The following is a 19282-nucleotide window of genomic DNA, read 5'->3' as shown; positions in this document are numbered from 1 at the left end:
CAATTAAGAGTCTGTTTAATTAATTAATAAATTGCTAAAATCAGCACCGATATTTAATCTAGAATACCATATTGTGACCAAAAAATTAAGAAATTGATAATTCTTTAGTTATTAAGTCTTTATTGCATTTTTAAACGTATAATCTTTTATAATTTTGGGCATTAATTAAATCTATTATTATGGCAATTAAAAAGCAGTATTTAAAAAGTAAGCCTGTTTGTAAAGTCACATTTTCTGTTCCTGCAGAAGAAGCTAAAAATGTAGCTGTTGTAGGAAGCTTTAATGAGTGGAATACTGAGGCTACAGAGTTAAAGAAACTAAAAAATGGCACTTTTAAAGGCACTATTGACCTTGAGAGCGACAATTCTTACGAATTTAGATACGTAGTTGATGGTACTTACATCAACGATGAGCAGGCGGATGCATTTGCTTGGAATGATTTCGCATCTGCAGAAAACGGTGTGTTGAATTTGTAATTCTACCAAAAAAAGAATCAGGAGGCTTTCAAAATTGAAAGCCTTTTTTTATACCGCTACGGCACCTTTAATATGTGGATGCGGATTGTAATCTACTAATGTAAAATCCTCAAATTTAAAGTCGAAAATATCTTTAATTTCTGGATTGAGTATCATTTTAGGAAGTGGTCTTGGCTCACGAGATAGCTGCAATTCTAACTGTTCCCTGTGATTGTTATAAATGTGTGCATCACCAAAGGTGTGGATAAAATCACCAGCTTCAAATCCGCAAACTTGTGCGATCATCATTGTGAATAATGCATAAGAAGCAATATTAAAAGGTACACCCAAAAATATATCTGCACTACGTTGATAGAGCTGGCAGGACAATTTTCCGTTAGCAACATAAAACTGAAAAAATGCGTGACAAGGAGGGAGTGCAGCTTTCCCATTGGCTACATTCTCAGAAAACGATTTTGAGGTATCGGGCAAAACAGAAGGATTCCATGCCGAAACCAACATTCTACGACTATTGGGATTGTTTTTTAATGAATTTATAACTTCTTTTATCTGGTCAATTTCTTCGTTTGCCCAATTGCGCCATTGATGACCATAAACGGGTCCGAGATCACCTTTCTCATCTGCCCACTCGTTCCAAATTCTAACACCGTTTTCTGTTAAATATTTAGTGTTGGTATCCCCTTTGAGAAACCAAAGTAATTCGTAAATAATGGATTTTAGATGCAACTTTTTAGTAGTCACCATTGGAAATCCTTCACTCAAATCAAATCGCATTTGGTAACCAAAAACACTTTTGGTTCCAGTTCCGGTTCTATCTCCTTTTTCGTTGCCGTTTTCTAAAACGTGTTTTACTAGGTCGTGGTATTGTTTCATAGCATTTCCCGAAAAAATGGGAATTTCATTAAATTAAAAAAAATACTTTGGGTAAGATGCTTAATACGTTTAGCATTACAGGAACGAAAATAAAAAAAAGCATTAAATCTTAGGAATTGACGCTGTTTTTGATATTAAAAGTTATTAACTATGATTAAGAATCTCCTCTTTTAGCGGGAGTTAGACTACCCAATTATCATCCCAGCGATAGTAGCTGAGATCAATGAAGCAATAGTACCGCCAATTAGTGCTTTGATACCGAACTTTGAAAGTTGTTTGCGTTGTCCAGGAGCTAAGGAGCCAATACCTCCGATTTGGATACCAATAGACGCGAAATTGGCAAAACCACAAAGCATATAGGTAGCCATAATTATTGATTTCTCATAATTAAGATGTGTCGCATTGGCTACGTTTTTTAGATCTGCCAACTGTATGTATCCAACAAATTCACTAGCTGCTAATTTTATTCCTAATAACTGTCCCATAAGCGCCATATCCTCGTGTGCGACACCTATTAGCCACATCAGAGGTGCGAAAGTGTAGCCTAAAATTAATTCTAGTGACAAACTTTGATAAGGAGTGTTTGCCAAAACCCATTCGTTAATAGTACTGATATCTCCAACCCATCCTAAAATTCCGTTGATCATTGCAATAAAGGCTACAAAAACCAATAGCATGGCACCGACATTCACGGCAAGTTTTAGACCTTCGGTAGTACCATTGGCAATAGCATCCAATAAATTTGAACCAATTTTTTCTTGAGACACTTCAACGTCAGTGTTTATTTTTTCTGTTTGTGGATACAATATTTTTGAAATTACTATAGCACCTGGTGCAGCCATAACCGAGGCTGCCAATAAGTGTTTGGCATATACCAATCTCAATGCCGGATCATCACCACCTAGAAAGCCAATGTATGCCGCAAGTACGGCACCAGCAACGGTTGCCATCCCGCCAATCATTACCAGGAGGATTTCGGACTTATTCATTTTTTCTAAATAAGCCTTTATTAATAATGGTGCTTCTGTTTGTCCAAGAAAAATATTTCCGGCAACACTGAGGCTTTCAGCACCGGATATTTTTAGTAGTTTGGTGAGTAATAAACCAAAAGCTCTAACTACTTTTTGAATAATTCCCAGATAAAATAAAACCGACGTCAATGCCGAAAAGAATAGAATAGTTGGTAATACCTGAAATGCGAAAATAAAGCCGAAAGTATCCATGTCCACCACAAGACCTTCAAACAAAAATTTGCTTCCTGCTCTTGTAAAATCCAGTACGCTTACAAAAAGGCTACCTACCCATTCAAATGCTGTTTTTACAAAGCCTACCCGAAGTACTCCAATAGCAATAATTAATTGAAAAGTTAAGCCAATACCAACGGTTTTCCAATTAATTGCTTTACGATTACTACTGAATAAGAAAGCAATAAAAATTAAAGTTATCATGCCTAAAGCACCTCTCCAAATGCTATTAATGGATGGTCCTTCACTTGGTATAATACTACTGGTACCTACATCAACAATCGAAGGCGAATTTTCTGGTTTTGCCGCAACCAAATTAAAATTCATGCCCTTACCAGAAAATACTAAAGTAGAATCGGTATGTTCAGAAATTCTGAAACGTTGGTTAGACTCTTTCGGTTCGTCATAATAAAAAACCAAAAGTTTGTCTTGTATTAAATAATCGCCAGAATAAATAAAGGCTATCCATTGCTTCGATGGAGTAACTAAAGCTTCCATTAAATAAGGATAAGGTGTCCTTGGTAGTAGTGCCAAATAAGCGTACACCAGAATCATTTGTGACAGCTTCAATCTGCCAATTTTTTTCAAGCTCTTGTGCCGTAATTGATGATATTCCAATGAAAATAGCAAGTAGGAACTTGAGAAATAGATTCATAAAATGTGTGGTTAATTAACGTTTGGAAATCTCGTCTCTTATTTTGGCAGCTTTTTCATAATCTTCATTATTTACAGCTTCTTCTAAAAGTTGGTTGAGCTCTTCAATAGTTTTGTTCTTATAGCCTTCTTTTTCGCTAGCGACTGCTTCGATTTCTTCGGCTATAATATCATCAACGAGAATGCTATCTTGTTCTTCATCGTCTTTCTTTGGATTGACTTTAAGATAAATTCCCGCTTTATCAAGAATGTTTTTATAGGTAAATATCGGTGCCTGAAAACGCAAAGCCAAGGCAATGGCATCACTGGTTCTGGCATCAATGATTTCCTCAATTTTATCACGTTCGCAAATTAGACTGGAATAAAAGACACCATCCACTAATTTATGAATAATCACTTGTTTTACAACTACGTCAAAACGGTCTGCAAAATTTTTGAAAAGATCGTGTGTAAGTGGTCGAGGTGGTCTTATTTCTTTTTCTAATGCAATAGCAATAGACTGTGCCTCAAATGCACCAATGACTATAGGCAATTTTCTATCTCCATCAATCTCATTTAAGATTAAGGCATAGGCGCCATTTTGAGTTTGACTATAAGAAATGCCTTTGATATTTAAACGAACTAAGCTCATATTTTATAAAAGACAAAGAACTGTTTAAATTAGGACTTTACCAAACTGCGTGAACAGATTTCGATTTTATGCCAATTTAAACAGCCCTTTAATACTACAAGTTAGTAAAATTATGCGTTTTGAGCTTTAAACTCCTTTAATTTTTCAGTCAATTTTGGTACAACTTCAAATGCATCACCAACAATACCATAATCTGCAGCCTTAAAGAAAGGCGCTTCCGGATCTGTATTAATGACGACTTTTACCTTAGATGAGTTGATACCTGCCAAATGTTGAATGGCACCAGAAATACCAATTGCGATATATAAATTTGAAGCTACGGGCTTACCAGTCTGCCCAACGTGTTCACTGTGCGGTCTCCAGCCCAAGTCTGAAACTGGCTTTGAGCAGGCCGTTGCTGCACCTAAAACTTCAGCTAATTCTTCAATCAATCCCCAGTTTTCAGGACCTTTTAATCCTCTTCCACCTGAAACAACTATTTCTGCATCTGCAATACTTACTTTATCGGTAGCTTTATCAACCGATTCTACATTAACTCCAGATTCCGGTAATGATGGTGTAAAATCTTCGGCTGTTGCACTGGCAGAATTTTCGACCAAACCGAATGCATTATTGGATAAACCGACGATTTTGACGTCTGTATTAATTTCTGTATTGGCAAATGCTTTATTAGTGAATACCGAATGTTTTACCGTAAACGGTGATGTATTGGATGGTTTTTCAACCACATTAGAGACATAGCCAGCATCCAAGCCAACTGCTAGAATTGGTGCTAAATAACGAGCATTCGCACTAGAGCTTACTACAACTACTTTAGCACCTTCTTTTTCTGCAGCTTGTTGAATTGCTGCTGCATAAGTTTTGGCATTAAATTTATCTAAACCACTATCTTTAACATTAAGCACTTTTTCTACGCCATATTCTCCTAGGGCAGAAGTGTCATCTGCATTGACAGTAATGGCAGTAACAGTTGTTCCCATTTGCTCTGCAATGGCTTTTGCATAAGAAGCGACTTCGAAAGACGCTTTCTTAAATTTTCCTTTTTCTGATTCTGTATATACTAAAACGGACATAAATTTTGTTTTTTTCTATCCTTACCCTTTACGAATAAAAGGGCTAAGACAAATTTGTTTATTTGTTTTTCTCAATCATTTCCTTCCTTTGGAAGGCTAGAGAAGGATTAAATCACCTTAGCTTCATTATGAAGCAAGTTCACCAATTCCTCAACATTATCGGCATCGATCAATTTTACATCACCTTTTGGTGCAGGTTTTTCAAAACTCTTTACTGAAGTTTCAGCATTTGCGTCAGCAGCTTCAACTACGTTCAGTGGTTTTTTTCGCGCCATCATAATACCTCTCATGTTTGGGATACGAAGATCACTTTCCTCAACCAAGCCTTTCTGCCCACCAATGACTAATGGTAGCGACGTGCTTACGGATTCTTTCCCTCCATCAATTTCCCTAACTGCTTTTGCGCTAGTTCCGTCGACTTCAAGACTTATACAATTGGCAACATAATTGGCATCTATCATAGCGGCCAACATTCCTGGTACCATCCCGCCGTTATAATCAATAGACTCTCTTCCTGCTATAACTAAATCATAATTACCATCTTTAACTACTTTGGCTAATTCTTTAGCAACAGAATATCCATCTGTAGCTGGAGTATTAACGCGGATTGCAGTGTCGGCGCCAATTGCCAATGCCTTTCTTAAAGTAGGCTCGGTTTCAGTACCACCTACGTTAACAACATCCACGCTCGCGCCCTGTTTTTCTTTGAACCACATCGCACGCGTCAATCCAAATTCATCATTTGGATTGATCACAAATTGTACACCGTTAGTATCAAATTTGGTATCACCATCCGTGAAATTAATCTTCGATGTTGTATCAGGAACATGACTAATACATACTAATATCTTCATAATAATTTTTTGTTTATAATGTAAATTATTTTTCGTCCACGAAGATAAATATAAAATTCTGAATTTTACTATGCACGCATAATAAATTTTGAAGAAATTAGATTTACTTAGTTTTTCTTTTATCCTTATTTTTGTTGTTCGAATAAAAATTAAAGAATGAAGACAGTTCAATTTAGAGAAGCCGTTTGTGAAGCCATGACCGAAGAAATGCGAAGGGATGAGAGTGTTTATCTTATGGGAGAGGAAGTGGCAGAATATAACGGTGCCTACAAAGCCTCAAAAGGTATGCTCGATGAGTTTGGTGCAAAGCGTGTGATAGACACACCTATTTCGGAGTTAGGTTTTGCTGGGATTGCCATTGGTTCTACTATGACGGGAAATCGGCCTATCGTGGAATATATGACGTTCAACTTCTCTTTGGTTGGTATTGACCAAATTATAAATAATGCTGCTAAGATTAGACAAATGTCTGGTGGCCAATTTAAATGTCCTATAGTATTTAGAGGTCCAACAGCGTCAGCTGGTCAATTGGCAGCAACACACTCTCAGGCTTTTGAGAGTTGGTTTGCTAACACACCAGGATTAAAAGTTGTGGTTCCATCAAACCCTTATGATGCAAAAGGACTATTGAAATCTTCGATTAGAGATGACGACCCGGTTATTTTTATGGAAAGCGAACAGATGTATGGTGATAAGGGTGAAATTCCAGAGGGTGAGTATACCATACCTTTAGGTGTTGCAGAAATTAAGCGTGAAGGAACTGATGTTACCATCGTTTCTTTTGGTAAAATAATAAAAGAGGCTTACAAGGCTGCTGACGAATTAGAAAAAGAGGGTATTTCTTGTGAAATCATAGATCTTAGAACAGTACGTCCAATGGATAGAAAAGCTATTCTGGAGTCTGTAAAGAAAACCAATCGATTAGTTGTCTTGGAAGAAGCATGGCCATTTGGAAATGTAGCTACTGAAATAACTTATTTAGTACAATCCGAGGCGTTTGATTATTTAGATGCTCCGGTTGTAAAGTTAAATACAGCAGATACTCCTGCGCCTTATTCACCAGTTCTTTTGGCAGAATGGTTGCCAAATAGCGAGGACGTGATAAAAGCGGTGAAAAAAGTAATGTACAAATAAATAAACCGCAGTTTTCTGCGTTATACAAACTTCATCAGTACGTGTGTTAGTTTAGCACGGTAGTTGATGAAGTTTTTTTATTACTATGAAAATAAAACTACTTATAGTCCTTTTGTTTTTTGGAATGATGACTGCTTTAGGACAAACCAAAGTTAGTGGTTATGTATTTGATGAAAATGAAAATCCCATTGCATTTGCGAATGTGATTTTTAAAGGCTCTACCATCGGAACAATAACTAATGAAGAAGGAAGGTTTTATTTAGAATCTGACGAAAATTGGGAAACACTCATCGTATCATTCTTGGGCTTTGAAATGATTGAAGTGCCTTTGACCAAGAGAGTCAATTACGATTTAAAATTTTTATTGAAAGAGGAAGCTTCATCATTAAATGAAGTCGTTATTGTTACCGGAAAGCAATCCAAAAAAGCCTCTGAAAATCCTGCCATTAGAATTTTGCAGAAAATTTGGGAACGCAAGCGACAAAATGGCTTGAGTCAATTTGACCAGTATCAATATGAGCAATATGAAAAAGTAGAATTCGACCTTAATACCATAGATAGCGCTTTGATAAAAAGCAAACTATTTAAGGGAATGGAGTTCGTTTTTAAAGAAGTTGATACTTCTAATATCACTGGTAAAACTTACTTGCCAATTTTTATCAATGAATCCTTTAAGAAAGTTTATGGAGATAACATAATCAATGAGGAGCGTGAAGAATTATTGGGTAATAAAAATTCGGGATTTAGCAACAACCAAGTGATAATAGATTTTGTTGATGATCTATACTCAGAATATAATGTGTATGATAATTACCTTAAATTCTTCGATAAGAGTTTTACGAGTCCGTTAAGCCGAACAGGTGTACAAACCTATAATTACGTCTTAGCAGACAGTGCATTTATTGGAGACAAATGGTGTTACAACATTATCTATTATCCAAGACGTAAAAATGAATTGACTTTTAAAGGCGACTTTTGGGTCAATGATTCCACTTATGCCATCAAGGAAATTAATCTTCAAGCATCAAAGAGTGCCAACATTAATTGGGTAAAGGAAATTTACATTGAACAAGAGTTTGAAGTGCTCAATGATTCGGTTTTCTTGATTAAACGCGACTATTTCCTTTCGGATTTCGCCTTAAATAAAAAGGAGCAATCCAGAGGTGTTTACGGAAAGCGTACCACACTTTATGATAATTATGTTTTTGATGTTCCAAAAGCTCCAGAATTTTACGAAAAAGAAGTATATAATTATGAAACCGATGTTTATAATCGTGAAGATGAATTTTGGGAGAAGAATCGACTAGAATCTCTAAATAAAGATGAGCGTGGTGTTTATAAAATGTTAGATACTTTAAAAACCGTAAAAAAGTTTCAACGACTTTATAATATCGGTAGCATCCTTGCTTCCGGATATGTAGAATTTCCGAGTATCAATTTTGATTATGGTCCAATATTTTCCACATTTGGTTATAATGAAGTTGAAGGCTTAAGACTTAGAGCTGGAGGAAGAACCTATTTTGGACAAAACGATTTGTGGAGAATCGAAGGTTTTACGGCTTACGGTTTTAAGGACGATAAATTTAAATATGGTATTTCAGGGAAATGGTTGCTCAACAAAAAAAGCAGGTTCATCCTATTTGGTGGAACGCGACGTGATGTTGAGCAAACCGGAGCCAGTCTTACGAGTTCGACAGATGTTTTAGGCAGAAGTTTGGCATCTTCATCTGTAATCAATACTGGTATTAACGACAAGCTTACAAACATAAACCTTACCAATTTTGGTTTTTCGTTTGAGCCTTCAAGAAATTTTGAAGTTAGATTAGATGGTAGTTACCGGGAATTGGAATCTGCCTCTCCCACGTTTAGTCTAGACTTTAACGACCCAGATTCGCCAACGGGAATATCCTCGGAGGTAAAACAATATGAAGCCAGGTTGTCCTTATCCTATTTCCCAAAACGTGAAATGACGGGATTTGGTGTAGAACGTAGGGTTAAGAATAGTGATTTTGCAAGACTTTTTGCACAAGTGAGTCGTGGTGACCAAGGCATACTCAATAGTGATTTTGATTATACCAAGCTTCAATTTTCCTACATTCAACCGATACGTATAGGTGCTTTTGGACGTTTTACAACTTCGATTGAAGCCGGGAAAACATTTGGTGAAGTGCCATTGGCTTTATTGAGTATAGTGCCAGGAAACCAGACGTATTTCTCTATTTACAATACATTTTCTCAATTGGATTTTTACGAATTTGTAACGGATACCTACACCTCTGTGCATTTAGAACATAATTTTAATGGTCGAGTATTTTCACGTATCCCATTCTTAAAAAAGTATAACTTAAGAGCCATAATTGGGCTTAGAGGGGTTTGGGGAGAACTGTCTGACGAAAATATAGCCTTGAGTACCACTGGTAATCCGGCTGAAATTCCGCTTATAGCACCAGACTCACGGATCTACTACGAATATAGTTTTGGTGTGGCCAATATATTTAAAATATTACGTCTCGATTTTAACTTTAGAGGCAACTATTTGGATAATCCTGATGCTAGACGTTTTGGAGTTACAGGCAGTTTTGGGTTTTATTTTTAGGCAACAGCATCTCATTTTTGCAACTTTATGTTTAAATCAGCCCCTTCATTATTAGGGCTCTAATTTGTAAAATAATTGAAGAGCTATAAAGACTAATTTTAAATTTTTCGCAAAACCCACGTTCTAGAGTATCAAAAAAGAATTGTAATTTGTAAGCCATATAAATTCTAAATTATGGCTAAAAAAGCAGATCAGACGGCTTCATTTATGGTAAGGTTTAACCAAATTATTTTTGAAGAAGATGGAGAGTCCAAAGTGCAGTGGCGAGGTAAGGTCTCTCACGTTCAAGGAGGCGAAGATAAAAGTTTTACCGATTTTAACGACGCAGTAAAATTTATACAAGAAAGATTGGCGGATTTAACTTTAGAAGCTACAAAAGACGAATCACCAGAAGAACAAGAATCGCTATTGAAAAAGAGTTTTTCACTTTGGAAAACTGTCGCCAAAGAAGGGCCAAAAGTTATCATGGAAACTATTAAAGATCCAAGAAAACAGGTGGCCAATCTTCAAGACCAGATCAGTTATTTTGGTGAGGACTTAAAGGACAAGGTGAAAATTGATGAATGGAGAAATGCATCACGCTCCGATTTTAATTTAATAAAAGAATCTTTATCCCAATTGACACAAGAGGTGCAGAGACTTAATACTAAGGTAGATGCGATCAGTAAGTCGCAAAAAAAGACTCTTGGTGCAAAAACCACCAAGAAAACTATAGCACCTAAAAAGAAGTAGCTTTACATGAGTCAGCTCAAAGATAAATTGCAAGAACTTAAAAAATTCCAGGAAGATGCATCAATTCGTATCCAGACCTTAGGGCAGTTTAATTTGTGGAGAGAAAATCAAAAAGTTGAGGCTAAACAATGGGGAAGGGATAAAACCGTTCAATTACTCCAATATTTAATTTCCAATAGACAACGCCACGCACTCCACAGAGAACGTATTATGGAGCACCTGTGGGAAGAAGGTGACGACCGTGATTTCAAAGTAGCATTACATGGCGTAAACAAGGTTTTAGAGCCTAATAGACCTTCAAGAACTGACGCGAGTTTTGTAATTAGGCAAGGTGTGAGCTATCAATTGGATTTAGAAAAAATTTGGATCGATGTCGAAGCTTTAGAGCAATACGTTATCATAGGTAATGAGGCTTTTGGTGAAGATGTGACAATTTCTAAAGCGGCATACAGATCTGCGATCGCTTTATATCAAGGTGTTTATTTGCCAAATAGAATTTTTGAGGATTGGTCTTCTGAAGAACGTGAAAAAACTCAAATTCTAATTTTAGGAGCTTATGTTATACTTGCCGAAATTATACTAAATGAAAATCCCTTAGAAAGTATAAGGCTGGCGCAATGTGCAATCGCAATTGACAAAACATGGGAGGATGCCTACCGACTTCAAATGCAAGCCTACATTATAAAGGGAAATAGACCACAGGCTATAAAAACTTATCAAAAATGCGCAGATGTATTGGAAGAGGAGTATGGCATAGACCCACTTCCAGCTACAAAAAATCTACTTAAAGAAATAGAAAGTATCTAGTTTCTATCTGATTTCACATAAAAAACAGAATTAATTTTTAGACCAAATGTTATTTGCAACTCGTTTGTAACTGGCTGATTGTATGTTTGTACCATAAATTAAAAACAACACATTAAACAATTATAAAATTATGGCAACCAAAACGAAAAAAACACAATCGACAATCATAGACCTTACTGCGAACAAGGTATTAGGATTAGCAACAAAGGCAAATGATTTGGCTTTAAATACCACCGAAAAAGTTGTTATAAAATCTTTTAGTCTAACAGAAAAAGGAATGGGAATTTCTTCCAAAATTGTAAAGAAAGGTTTAAAAGCCTCTGCAAAAAATCAAGATTTGGTATTTAATGCTTTAGAAACTGTAAAAGGAAAAGCGGTAAAATTTTTACCAAAATTTAAATAATTAAACACAGCCACATCTGTGTAACTCATTTGTAACTCACTGATTGTATGTTTGTACCAGAATTAAAATTAAAAAGATAATTATAAATAAAAATAATATGGCAACTAAGACAAAAAAAGCAACTAAGAAAGATATTAAGCCTAGTGTTGCAAAAAAAGTGAATACAAGTTTAGTCAACGCATCAGTAGCAGCAATAAATACTACTGTTGAGAATGGTGAAAAATGGCAAAAATTAGCTTCTAAATTAATTAAGAAGTCAGAAAAAGTAAGAGAACAACAAATCAATATGTTCTTTGACACGGCTGAAGCTGTAAAGGGTCAGTTTATGACTGGGACGGATAGAGCTAAAGATTTAGTGGGTTATGACGCTGAGATGGTTGAAGAAATCAAAATTAAAGTAACTAACAACCCAGTAAGCAGAAAGGTTGTTGGTATAGTAGAGGATATTACTGAAAAAGTATCTGAAAGCCCAATGGTTCAGAAAGCTGAAAAAGTAACTGACGACATGAAGATTAGAGGATTGGCAAAATTTAACGAACTTAAAGGAGATGTTTTAAAGCAAGCTTCAAAAATCGTTAACAAAGCTGAAAATAAATTGGAAGACGCCAAAGCAGATCTTAAAAAAGAAGCTAAGAAATCAACAAAAAAAGCGGCAAAAACAAATCCTAAGAAAACAACAGCAGCAATAAAAGCAAAAGGAGCAGCAAACGTAAAAGCTGTTAAAGCTAAAACGACGGCTAAAAAAACCCAAGCAAAAGCAAAAGTTGAAGCAAAAGTTGCAACTAAAGAAGTAAAGCCAACTCAAGCTAAAAAAGTAGCTGCTAAAAAAGTAGCTGACATTAATGCTAAAGGTAAAGCTAAAGTAGAGGCAGTAAAAGCCGAAACTAAAGTAGCTGTAAAAACTGTTGCTCAAGATGATTTAAAATTAATCTACGGTATAGGTCCAAAAACAGAAATCACATTTAATAATAACGGTGTAAAAACATATGCTGATCTATCAAAACTTGAAGTTTCTGAAATAGAGGCAATTCTTGAAAAGGCGGGAACAACATTCGCAAATACAGATGCTAAAGATTGGAAAAAACAAGCTGAAGTAGCTGTCAAAGATGGAGCAGAAGGATTAGAAAAATGGGTAGAACGTTATAGAACTGCTTAATTCTTAGGGTAGTTGAGTTCATAACAAAAAATATAAATAATTATGAGTAAAGATAAATCAATGCTTAACGCACCAAAAAAAATGGTCGTACAAGCAATAGATAAAACAAAAAGCACATTAAAATCTGCAAATGGTTATGCGCTTAATACAACCGAAGAAGTTGTAACAGAAGGTATATTAGTTGCAGAGCAATGGCAAACAGTGGCTAACAAAGCTATTAAAGACAGTTTAAAATTGGCGGCAACGCAACAAGATCTTGTTTTCGATGCCCTAACAGGTGTAAAAAAACATATGCTTTTAAGCAAAAAAAGATTCACTAAGCTTATGGCTTAAGTGTTGAGTGTTGATTAGATTGGTTAGTAGAAACCAAGTTGCATATAATGTGTAACTTGGTTTTTTTTGTTTTAAAGATGTTAGTATTACTGAGTTCATTTCGTATTTTTAAGCATAAAGTTTCTTATGGCAAAAAAGACTAAAATTTCAGAAGCGGATATCATCGCCTTTTATATGGATGATGTGGTTGAGCATCAAGTCAAGCCTAATTCTATTGAGGATTTTGCTAAGTCACACCAATTTGATGATGTTGTGTTCTACGAGCATTTCACTTCGTTCAAGGATTTGGAGAAAACCATATATCTTATGCTTTTTCAGAATTCTGTTGTGGTTTTGAAACAAAGTACGGAATATCATAGTTATAGTAAAAAAGATAAGCTTCTGAGCTTATATTATACCTTTTTTGAAAATCTAGCTTTAAATAAAGAATATATCCGGATTTGTTTAAAAGGATTTGAAAACCAACTGCAAGCACTTTCTGATTTTTCGAGGTTAAAACGAAGCTTTACGGATTTTATTGAAGATTTGAATCTAGAAACCTTTAGCCTGAATGTCGATACCATTGAAACCATTCAAAATAAAACCATTAAAGAATCAGCGTGGTTACAATTCTTATTTGTTTTTAAATTTTGGCTTGATGACACATCCGAAGATTTTGAAAAAACAGATATGTTTATAGAGAAATCCATTATTACTGCAATGGATTTGTTAGATACTACATCGCTCCATAATATAATTGATTTAGCAAAGTTTATATATAAAGAAAAAGTGAAATGATGGCTTCGTATGGCATTAAAATAACTTTTAAGCTTAATGCTAAATCGTTTCAATAAAAAAGATTCTATCTGTAGCGAGCATAAAATGAAAACCATAAAAAAAATACCGACAAGTAAAATTCAACGTGCATCAAAACTAGTACAGACCGGTGCAAAGGTTGGTGTAAATTATCTAAAATACTATGGCGATAAAATGGTTAATCCAGAAGCCGAAGCCAAAGAAAGATTAAACGAATCAAACGCAAACGATATTTACGATAGTCTAAAAAACCTAAAAGGAAGCGCGCTAAAATTAGCACAAATGTTAAGCATGGAAAAGAATATTCTGCCTCAAGCTTATGTAGAGAAGTTTTCTCTTTCTCAATTTTCCGTGCCACCGTTATCAGCACCTTTAGTCCGTAAAACTTTCAAAAAATCTTTTAGAAAATATCCTTCCGAAATATTTGACGAATTTAATTCCGAAGCCATAAATGCAGCAAGTATTGGTCAGGTGCATCGAGCTGTTAAAGACGGAAAAACCTTAGCCGTAAAAATTCAATATCCAGGAGTTGCAGACAGCATATTATCAGATTTGGCTATGGTGAAGCCTATTGCGATGAAGATGTTCAACATTAAGGGGGAGCATTCCGATGTGTATTTTAAAGAGGTTGAAGGCAAGCTCTTGGAGGAAACCAATTATTTGTTGGAAATTGAGCAAAGTAAAGAAGTTGTGAATGCATGCCATCACATTCCCAACCTTCTGTTTCCAAAATATTATGAGGAATTTTCTTCACGTCAAATTATTACCATGGATTGGATGGAAGGGATCCACCTTTCAGAATTTGCAAAATTTAATTCTGATCCAAAAATAGCCAATACCTTAGGTCAGGCACTATGGGATTTTTATCTCTATCAAATACATACCTTAAAAAAAGTGCATGCAGATCCTCATCCAGGTAACTTTCTTGTTTCTGAAAATGGTAAATTAATAGCGATAGATTTTGGATGTATGAAGATAATTCCTAAAGATTTTTATGTCCCTTATTTTGAATTGTTTAACAAAGAAGTTTTGGATAACTCTGAGTTGTTTCAGAATAAATTATTGGAATTGGAAATTTTGAGAAAAGATGACACCAAAGAGGAAGTGATTTTTTTTACAGAAATGTTTCATGATGTACTCAGCTTTTTTACGCAACCTTTTAGGGAAAAAACTTTTGATTTTTCCGATATAGACTTTTTCGAAAAAATTGCGGCCATAGGCGAGCGCTATTTCAAAGGTACGAGATCTCAAAATATGAATGCCAACAGAGGTTCCCGCCATTTCATTTATATGAACAGAACATTTTTTGGATTGTTTAATTTAATGTTTGATCTAAAAGCAGAAAACATAAAAATCGAAAATTATAAATCTTTATAACGCAAAATTTAATCTAAAGTAGATTGAAAAAATAAAAATACTATGCGTGCATAGTATTTCTGTTAAAATGCGTATCTTGCAACTCTTGAAAATAAACAAATAAATAGGTGTTTTTTAGTATTTTAAAGGTCAAATTAAAATATTGAAAACACTATAAAACCGAGTGGCTAATGTCAAAAAAAATGGATATTAAGGATATTGTTCAAGATGCATTTGATGCTTCTATTCAACAAATTTCGGGATCTGATGCTGCGTTCTTGTATGCTGAGTCACCCACCAGCCCAATGCATATCGCTTCCTTGAATATTGTGGAAGGTTCATTAAAATTCGAAGATTTTAAAAACATAATAGCCTCCAAATTGCATCTTATTCCTAAGTTCAGGCAACGCTTACTTAGTGTTCCGATGAATTTAGATTATCCGTATTGGGTAGATGATCCAAATTTCGATTTAGATTTACATCTTAATCGTATTAAATTACCGGATCCGTCTAATTGGAAGACGTTGAGAAATCTAACTTCGACATTATTCAGTTCTCCATTAGATTTAAGAAGACCGTTATGGTCGGTACATTTTATAGAAGGTATTGATGAAATAGCTCAAGTGCCAAAAGGATCTGTTGCTATAGTCACTAAAGTACACCATGTAATGATAGATGGTAGTTCTGGCGTTGGTATTATGGGTGTACTATACGATACTGATGCGGAAGGTAATGGAAAGAAACCTTCTAAACCTAAACCTTTTAACCCAGAGCCGCTGCCAGATGAGCTTAGCTTATTGCTAAAAAGTGGTTATGGATTTTTAAAAAATCCTTTTAGAATTCCTAAAACAGTTGCGGAGACGGCTTACAGTTTTATAAAAAGTAGAGCAGCGAAAAGGCTTAGTATTCAAAAGGAATTTAGTTCAACTAAATTTCCAGTACCGATTTCAATTTTTAACGGATCTATCTCTGCTAAAAGAACTTGGGGAACGGCTATTTTATCCTTTGATCGGATCAATGCTCTCCGTAAGGTTATGGGAGGCAGTATTAACGATATTATTTTGGCTATATGCGCTGGTGCTATTCGTCGCTATTTACAGGAGAAAGAAAAATTGCCGCTTCATCCTTTAGTCGCTAACGTGCCTATTTCGATCAGAACAGAAAACAGCACACAGATGAACAATCAAATTTCTAATATGATGATTCAATTGGCAACCCATATCGATAGTCCACTTGAGCGGTTAGAATATATACAAGAGCAAACCATGTTGGGGAAATCCAGACATAACACACTCGGCGCAAAAACGCTATCTAAAATGGCGGATGCAGTACCTTTTGGATTGGCAAATTTAGCTGCAGGTTTATACAGTAAGTACAATATTAAAGATTTACACAGGCCACCTTTTAATGTGACAATCACAAATGTTCCTGGGCCTCGCGGTTTGTTATATTTAAATGGGCATAAGGTGGTTTCTATATTTGGTTTAACACCTGTAGTTGATGGTTTCGGTTTAATTATAGCTGCATTTAGTTATAATGGTCAGGTAAGTATTACTACCACATCAGACGCTAAAACAATGCCAGATGCAGATGTATTTTCAAGATATATAAGAGAATCGGCGAATGAGTTGGAGGAACAAATTCAGAATTTAGGAGCAACGAAATCAAACGCAAAACCGTCAAAACAAAAGAAAAGTAAAAGCACATTGTTTTTTAACACGTTAAAAAAGTTTTTAAAAGACAATCCAAAACAAGTAAAAGCACATAAAGGCATCTATTGTATAAAAGTTGGACTTGGTGCAACAACTGAAACATGGGAAATTGATCTGACCAAGTCTAAAGCTATAATTAAGAAAAATAAGAATTTAGATCCAAAAGTATTAGTAGAGATTGAAGACGAAATACTCTATGCCCTTTATAAAGGCAAATTACTGCTTGATGAACTACAGATACAAGGAAGAATAAAACTAACGGGAACTGCGGCAGGAAAAACCAAACTGATTAAGTTGCTCACCGCGTTTTTAGAAAGATAAAAAATGCATTATAAAACAGATATTTTAAAATCTGCAGATGGTGAACCCATTTGTTACTACCAGTGGGATGCTAATCCCAAAATACCTTTTCAAGGAATTGTTCAAATAGCACATGGTTTAGGCGAACATGCGGGCCGTTACGATCACATTGCCCATCTTTTGCAAGAAGAAGGGTATTCGGTTTATGCCAATGATCACCGTGCTCATGGGAAAACAGCCGAGATTAAACGCCTTTTTGGTTATTACGATGGTAAAGAATATTTTGAGGATTGTGTAAGTGATATGTACGCTTTATCAAATCTTATGAAATCCGAGCATCCAAACTCAAAATTTATATTGTTCGGGCATAGTATGGGATCACTTTTAAGTAGAAAATATGTCACTCAACATGGGGACGAATTAGATGCATTAATTTTATCAGGGACGGCAAGTTTTATAAAGGGACTGGGAAATATTGGACTTGTAACCGCCTCTGCTGTGACTGCCTTTAGAGGAAGAGCGAGACGAAATGATTTTTTAAAATCTTTCTTTTTTGGTGAATTCAACAAAAAATTTAAACCGAATAGAACAAAGCTAGATTGGATAAGTAGTGATCAAGAACAAGTAGATATTTTTGCGGAGGACCCTTATAGAATAGAGGATTTTTCATTAGGTGTGTTTTTGGATATAATTAAAAACTCTAAAACTCTTAATAAACCTGAAGCATTTGATGCCACACCCAAAGATTTACCTATTTTAATGTTTTCCGGTGATAAAGATCCAGTAGGAGAAATGGGCAAAGGGGTAAAACGGGTAGCAAAGCAATACCAAAAATGTGGGATTAACGATTTCACTTTCAATTTGTACAAAGGAGGAAGACACGAAATGTTAAACGAAACCAATTCTAAAGAAGTAGAGCAAGAATTGTTAGATTGGTTAAAAGCGCATACAAACGATTAATTAAACAATGGAAGAAACCCAAATTATATATCGAATTTTTTCACGTTTGGCAGTGGCCCTGGGCATGTTAAATGGTAAAACATTAAAAGAAGCTAAAGAACTAACGAGAAAACAAATAATAGAACACCCTTTTGAGAATGAAATCAACATATTAATTAATGCAATTAATAAAGATGAACATGAAAATATAGAGCTTTTACTTGCAGAAACCATTTTAGTTTGTGAAGAATTGGGATCTAGCAGAAACTATATAACTTTAGAAACTATTTTGGAGGGTATTGCTGAAAATCTTTCAGGTGGTGATGACCAAGAGGAGATCAAATACACTAATTCAATTGTGGAACGTTTTAAACAAGAAATCACCTCAATTAATAAAAAAATTCCGCAACCACCATTATTCAATATGATTATGGAATCACGATCATTGTTAGAGTGGTCGTCAATTTATTGTTTCTATCCTTTTATCCCCAAACGTATAAAAAGTAAAGGTAAGCCTGTGTTATTAATCCCTCCTTATTTAGGTGATGATAATTCAACATCTTTTGTTAGAAAATATTTGAAATCATTAGGATTTACGACCTACAAATGGGACTTGGGATTTAATATGGTCAAGTCGCACTACATACCACGATTAGAAGAAAAACTACATGATATTTATGAAAAACATGGAGAAAAAGTAAGTATCGTCGGTTGGAGTGGTGGTGGCATATTTGCTAAAATCATGGCAAATAGACATCCAGATCAAGTGGAACAAATCTTAACTATTGGTTCGCCCATATGGGGAGTTATGGATATGAAAACACCAGTTTATGGTCTGTTGGAATTTTTTAGAGGAAAATCACTAAAAGAAAGAAACGAACGATTTTTAGCAGAACTCGAGCCGATACCAATTGTGCCTGTAACATGTATATATACAAAGACTGACGGTTTGGTGCCATGGAAACATTGTATGGAAGCGGAAACCTCCCGTAAGGATATAAAAAATATTGAAGTATTTGGAAGCCATTCCGGATTGGGCGCCAATGTAAGCGTATTATTGGTAACGGCCAATATGCTCAGTGCAAATATTCAAGGTAAGAAATTGAGGAATGTGGGCTCAAATATCGAACGCTTTTTGTATCCTAATTTTTGGAACAAAGCAAGAAAAGCGCTTAAAAATAATAAGTCAATCAGGCCAGTCGTAAAATAATCAG

At 35.2% G+C, this 19282-nt stretch carries 18 protein-coding genes; 13 read left to right on the top strand and 5 right to left on the bottom strand.

The genetic code is table 11. The annotated features are described in order from the left end of the window. Window positions 1–179 precede the first annotated feature (179 nt). Window positions 180–476: an isoamylase early set domain-containing protein gene (locus HM983_RS04435; RefSeq protein ID WP_179344200.1), complete on the top strand. Its 297-nt coding sequence runs from the start codon at window positions 180–182 to the stop codon at window positions 474–476. Window positions 477–524: 48 nt separating this feature from the next. Here HM983_RS04435 and HM983_RS04430 read toward each other — a convergent pair whose 3' ends face one another. The 5 genes from HM983_RS04430 to HM983_RS04410 form a co-directional block, all read right to left on the bottom strand. Next, window positions 525–1349: a thymidylate synthase gene (locus HM983_RS04430; protein WP_179344199.1), complete on the bottom strand. Its 825-nt coding sequence runs from the start codon at window positions 1347–1349 to the stop codon at window positions 525–527. Between the two features lie 185 nt (window positions 1350–1534). Then, window positions 1535–3163: a NupC/NupG family nucleoside CNT transporter gene (locus tag HM983_RS04425; protein WP_394366248.1), complete on the bottom strand. Its 1629-nt coding sequence runs from the start codon at window positions 3161–3163 to the stop codon at window positions 1535–1537. 100 nt (window positions 3164–3263) lie between these two features. Then, a complete protein-coding gene (locus HM983_RS04420; RefSeq protein ID WP_179344198.1) occupies window positions 3264–3878 on the bottom strand; it encodes a bifunctional nuclease family protein in 615 nt (204 codons plus the stop codon). Window positions 3879–3988: 110 nt separating this feature from the next. Next, on the bottom strand, window positions 3989–4951 hold the full coding sequence (locus tag HM983_RS04415) for an electron transfer flavoprotein subunit alpha/FixB family protein (protein ID WP_179344197.1): 963 nt from the start codon (window positions 4949–4951) through the stop codon (window positions 3989–3991). Between the two features lie 107 nt (window positions 4952–5058). Then, a complete protein-coding gene (locus HM983_RS04410) occupies window positions 5059–5805 on the bottom strand; it encodes an electron transfer flavoprotein subunit beta/FixA family protein (protein WP_179344196.1) in 747 nt (248 codons plus the stop codon). A 156-nt stretch (window positions 5806–5961) separates the two neighbouring features. On the opposite strand from HM983_RS04410, the gene HM983_RS04405 reads away from it, so the two are divergent. From HM983_RS04405 to HM983_RS04350, 12 genes are all read left to right on the top strand, one after another. After that, window positions 5962–6939, top strand: coding sequence for a pyruvate dehydrogenase complex E1 component subunit beta (locus HM983_RS04405; protein ID WP_179344195.1), 978 nt, complete (start codon window positions 5962–5964; stop codon window positions 6937–6939). 85 nt (window positions 6940–7024) lie between these two features. After that, window positions 7025–9535, top strand: coding sequence for a DUF5686 and carboxypeptidase-like regulatory domain-containing protein (locus HM983_RS04400; RefSeq protein ID WP_179344194.1), 2511 nt, complete (start codon window positions 7025–7027; stop codon window positions 9533–9535). A gap of 174 nt (window positions 9536–9709) precedes the next feature. Then, window positions 9710–10267 carry a hypothetical protein gene (locus HM983_RS04395; protein ID WP_179344193.1) on the top strand — a complete coding sequence of 186 codons (558 nt, stop codon included), beginning with the start codon at window positions 9710–9712 and terminating at the stop codon, window positions 10265–10267. A 6-nt stretch (window positions 10268–10273) separates the two neighbouring features. Next, complete coding sequence (locus tag HM983_RS04390; protein WP_179344192.1) at window positions 10274–11074, top strand: AfsR/SARP family transcriptional regulator; 801 nt, start codon at window positions 10274–10276, stop codon at window positions 11072–11074. Window positions 11075–11204: 130 nt separating this feature from the next. Continuing rightward, window positions 11205–11477, top strand: coding sequence for a hypothetical protein (locus tag HM983_RS04385; RefSeq protein WP_179344191.1), 273 nt, complete (start codon window positions 11205–11207; stop codon window positions 11475–11477). Between the two features lie 97 nt (window positions 11478–11574). Then, entirely contained in the window at window positions 11575–12633 is a 1059-nt protein-coding gene (locus HM983_RS04380; protein ID WP_179344190.1) for a hypothetical protein, read from the top strand. Window positions 12634–12675: 42 nt separating this feature from the next. Further along, complete coding sequence (locus HM983_RS04375; protein WP_179344189.1) at window positions 12676–12966, top strand: hypothetical protein; 291 nt, start codon at window positions 12676–12678, stop codon at window positions 12964–12966. A gap of 126 nt (window positions 12967–13092) precedes the next feature. Continuing rightward, window positions 13093–13743 (top strand): TetR family transcriptional regulator C-terminal domain-containing protein, encoded by a 651-nt coding sequence (locus HM983_RS04370; protein WP_179344188.1) that lies wholly within the window; start codon window positions 13093–13095, stop codon window positions 13741–13743. A gap of 84 nt (window positions 13744–13827) precedes the next feature. Then, window positions 13828–15138 carry an ABC1 kinase family protein gene (locus HM983_RS04365; RefSeq protein ID WP_179344187.1) on the top strand — a complete coding sequence of 437 codons (1311 nt, stop codon included), beginning with the start codon at window positions 13828–13830 and terminating at the stop codon, window positions 15136–15138. Between the two features lie 170 nt (window positions 15139–15308). Beyond that, the gene (locus HM983_RS04360; protein WP_179344186.1) at window positions 15309–17150 is read left to right on the top strand and encodes a wax ester/triacylglycerol synthase family O-acyltransferase; all 1842 of its coding nucleotides are present in this window, start codon (window positions 15309–15311) and stop codon (window positions 17148–17150) included. A gap of 3 nt (window positions 17151–17153) precedes the next feature. Beyond that, the gene (locus HM983_RS04355) at window positions 17154–18089 is read left to right on the top strand and encodes an alpha/beta hydrolase (RefSeq protein WP_179344185.1); all 936 of its coding nucleotides are present in this window, start codon (window positions 17154–17156) and stop codon (window positions 18087–18089) included. A gap of 7 nt (window positions 18090–18096) precedes the next feature. Further along, complete coding sequence (locus HM983_RS04350) at window positions 18097–19278, top strand: esterase/lipase family protein (RefSeq protein WP_179344184.1); 1182 nt, start codon at window positions 18097–18099, stop codon at window positions 19276–19278. The last annotated feature ends 4 nt before the right edge of the window (window positions 19279–19282 follow it).

It is taken from the genome of Winogradskyella ursingii, assembly GCF_013403975.1.
GTDB lineage: Bacteria > Bacteroidota > Bacteroidia > Flavobacteriales > Flavobacteriaceae > Winogradskyella > Winogradskyella ursingii.
This window is presented reverse-complemented; position numbering and strand designations above follow the sequence as displayed.

Coding starts and splice junctions, on each gene's coding strand:
- HM983_RS04355 (WP_179344185.1), top strand. CDS start 17,154: ATGCATTATAAAACAGATATTTTAAAATCTGCAGATGGTGAACCCATT.
- HM983_RS04390 (WP_179344192.1), top strand. CDS start 10,274: ATGAGTCAGCTCAAAGATAAATTGCAAGAACTTAAAAAATTCCAGGAA.
- HM983_RS04435 (WP_179344200.1), top strand. CDS start 180: ATGGCAATTAAAAAGCAGTATTTAAAAAGTAAGCCTGTTTGTAAAGTC.
- HM983_RS04415 (WP_179344197.1), bottom strand. CDS start 4,951: ATGTCCGTTTTAGTATATACAGAATCAGAAAAAGGAAAATTTAAGAAA.
- HM983_RS04370 (WP_179344188.1), top strand. CDS start 13,093: ATGGCAAAAAAGACTAAAATTTCAGAAGCGGATATCATCGCCTTTTAT.
- HM983_RS04385 (WP_179344191.1), top strand. CDS start 11,205: ATGGCAACCAAAACGAAAAAAACACAATCGACAATCATAGACCTTACT.
- HM983_RS04380 (WP_179344190.1), top strand. CDS start 11,575: ATGGCAACTAAGACAAAAAAAGCAACTAAGAAAGATATTAAGCCTAGT.
- HM983_RS04405 (WP_179344195.1), top strand. CDS start 5,962: ATGAAGACAGTTCAATTTAGAGAAGCCGTTTGTGAAGCCATGACCGAA.
- HM983_RS04360 (WP_179344186.1), top strand. CDS start 15,309: ATGTCAAAAAAAATGGATATTAAGGATATTGTTCAAGATGCATTTGAT.
- HM983_RS04375 (WP_179344189.1), top strand. CDS start 12,676: ATGAGTAAAGATAAATCAATGCTTAACGCACCAAAAAAAATGGTCGTA.
- HM983_RS04430 (WP_179344199.1), bottom strand. CDS start 1,349: ATGAAACAATACCACGACCTAGTAAAACACGTTTTAGAAAACGGCAAC.
- HM983_RS04400 (WP_179344194.1), top strand. CDS start 7,025: ATGAAAATAAAACTACTTATAGTCCTTTTGTTTTTTGGAATGATGACT.
- HM983_RS04350 (WP_179344184.1), top strand. CDS start 18,097: ATGGAAGAAACCCAAATTATATATCGAATTTTTTCACGTTTGGCAGTG.
- HM983_RS04420 (WP_179344198.1), bottom strand. CDS start 3,878: ATGAGCTTAGTTCGTTTAAATATCAAAGGCATTTCTTATAGTCAAACT.
- HM983_RS04365 (WP_179344187.1), top strand. CDS start 13,828: ATGAAAACCATAAAAAAAATACCGACAAGTAAAATTCAACGTGCATCA.
- HM983_RS04395 (WP_179344193.1), top strand. CDS start 9,710: ATGGCTAAAAAAGCAGATCAGACGGCTTCATTTATGGTAAGGTTTAAC.
- HM983_RS04410 (WP_179344196.1), bottom strand. CDS start 5,805: ATGAAGATATTAGTATGTATTAGTCATGTTCCTGATACAACATCGAAG.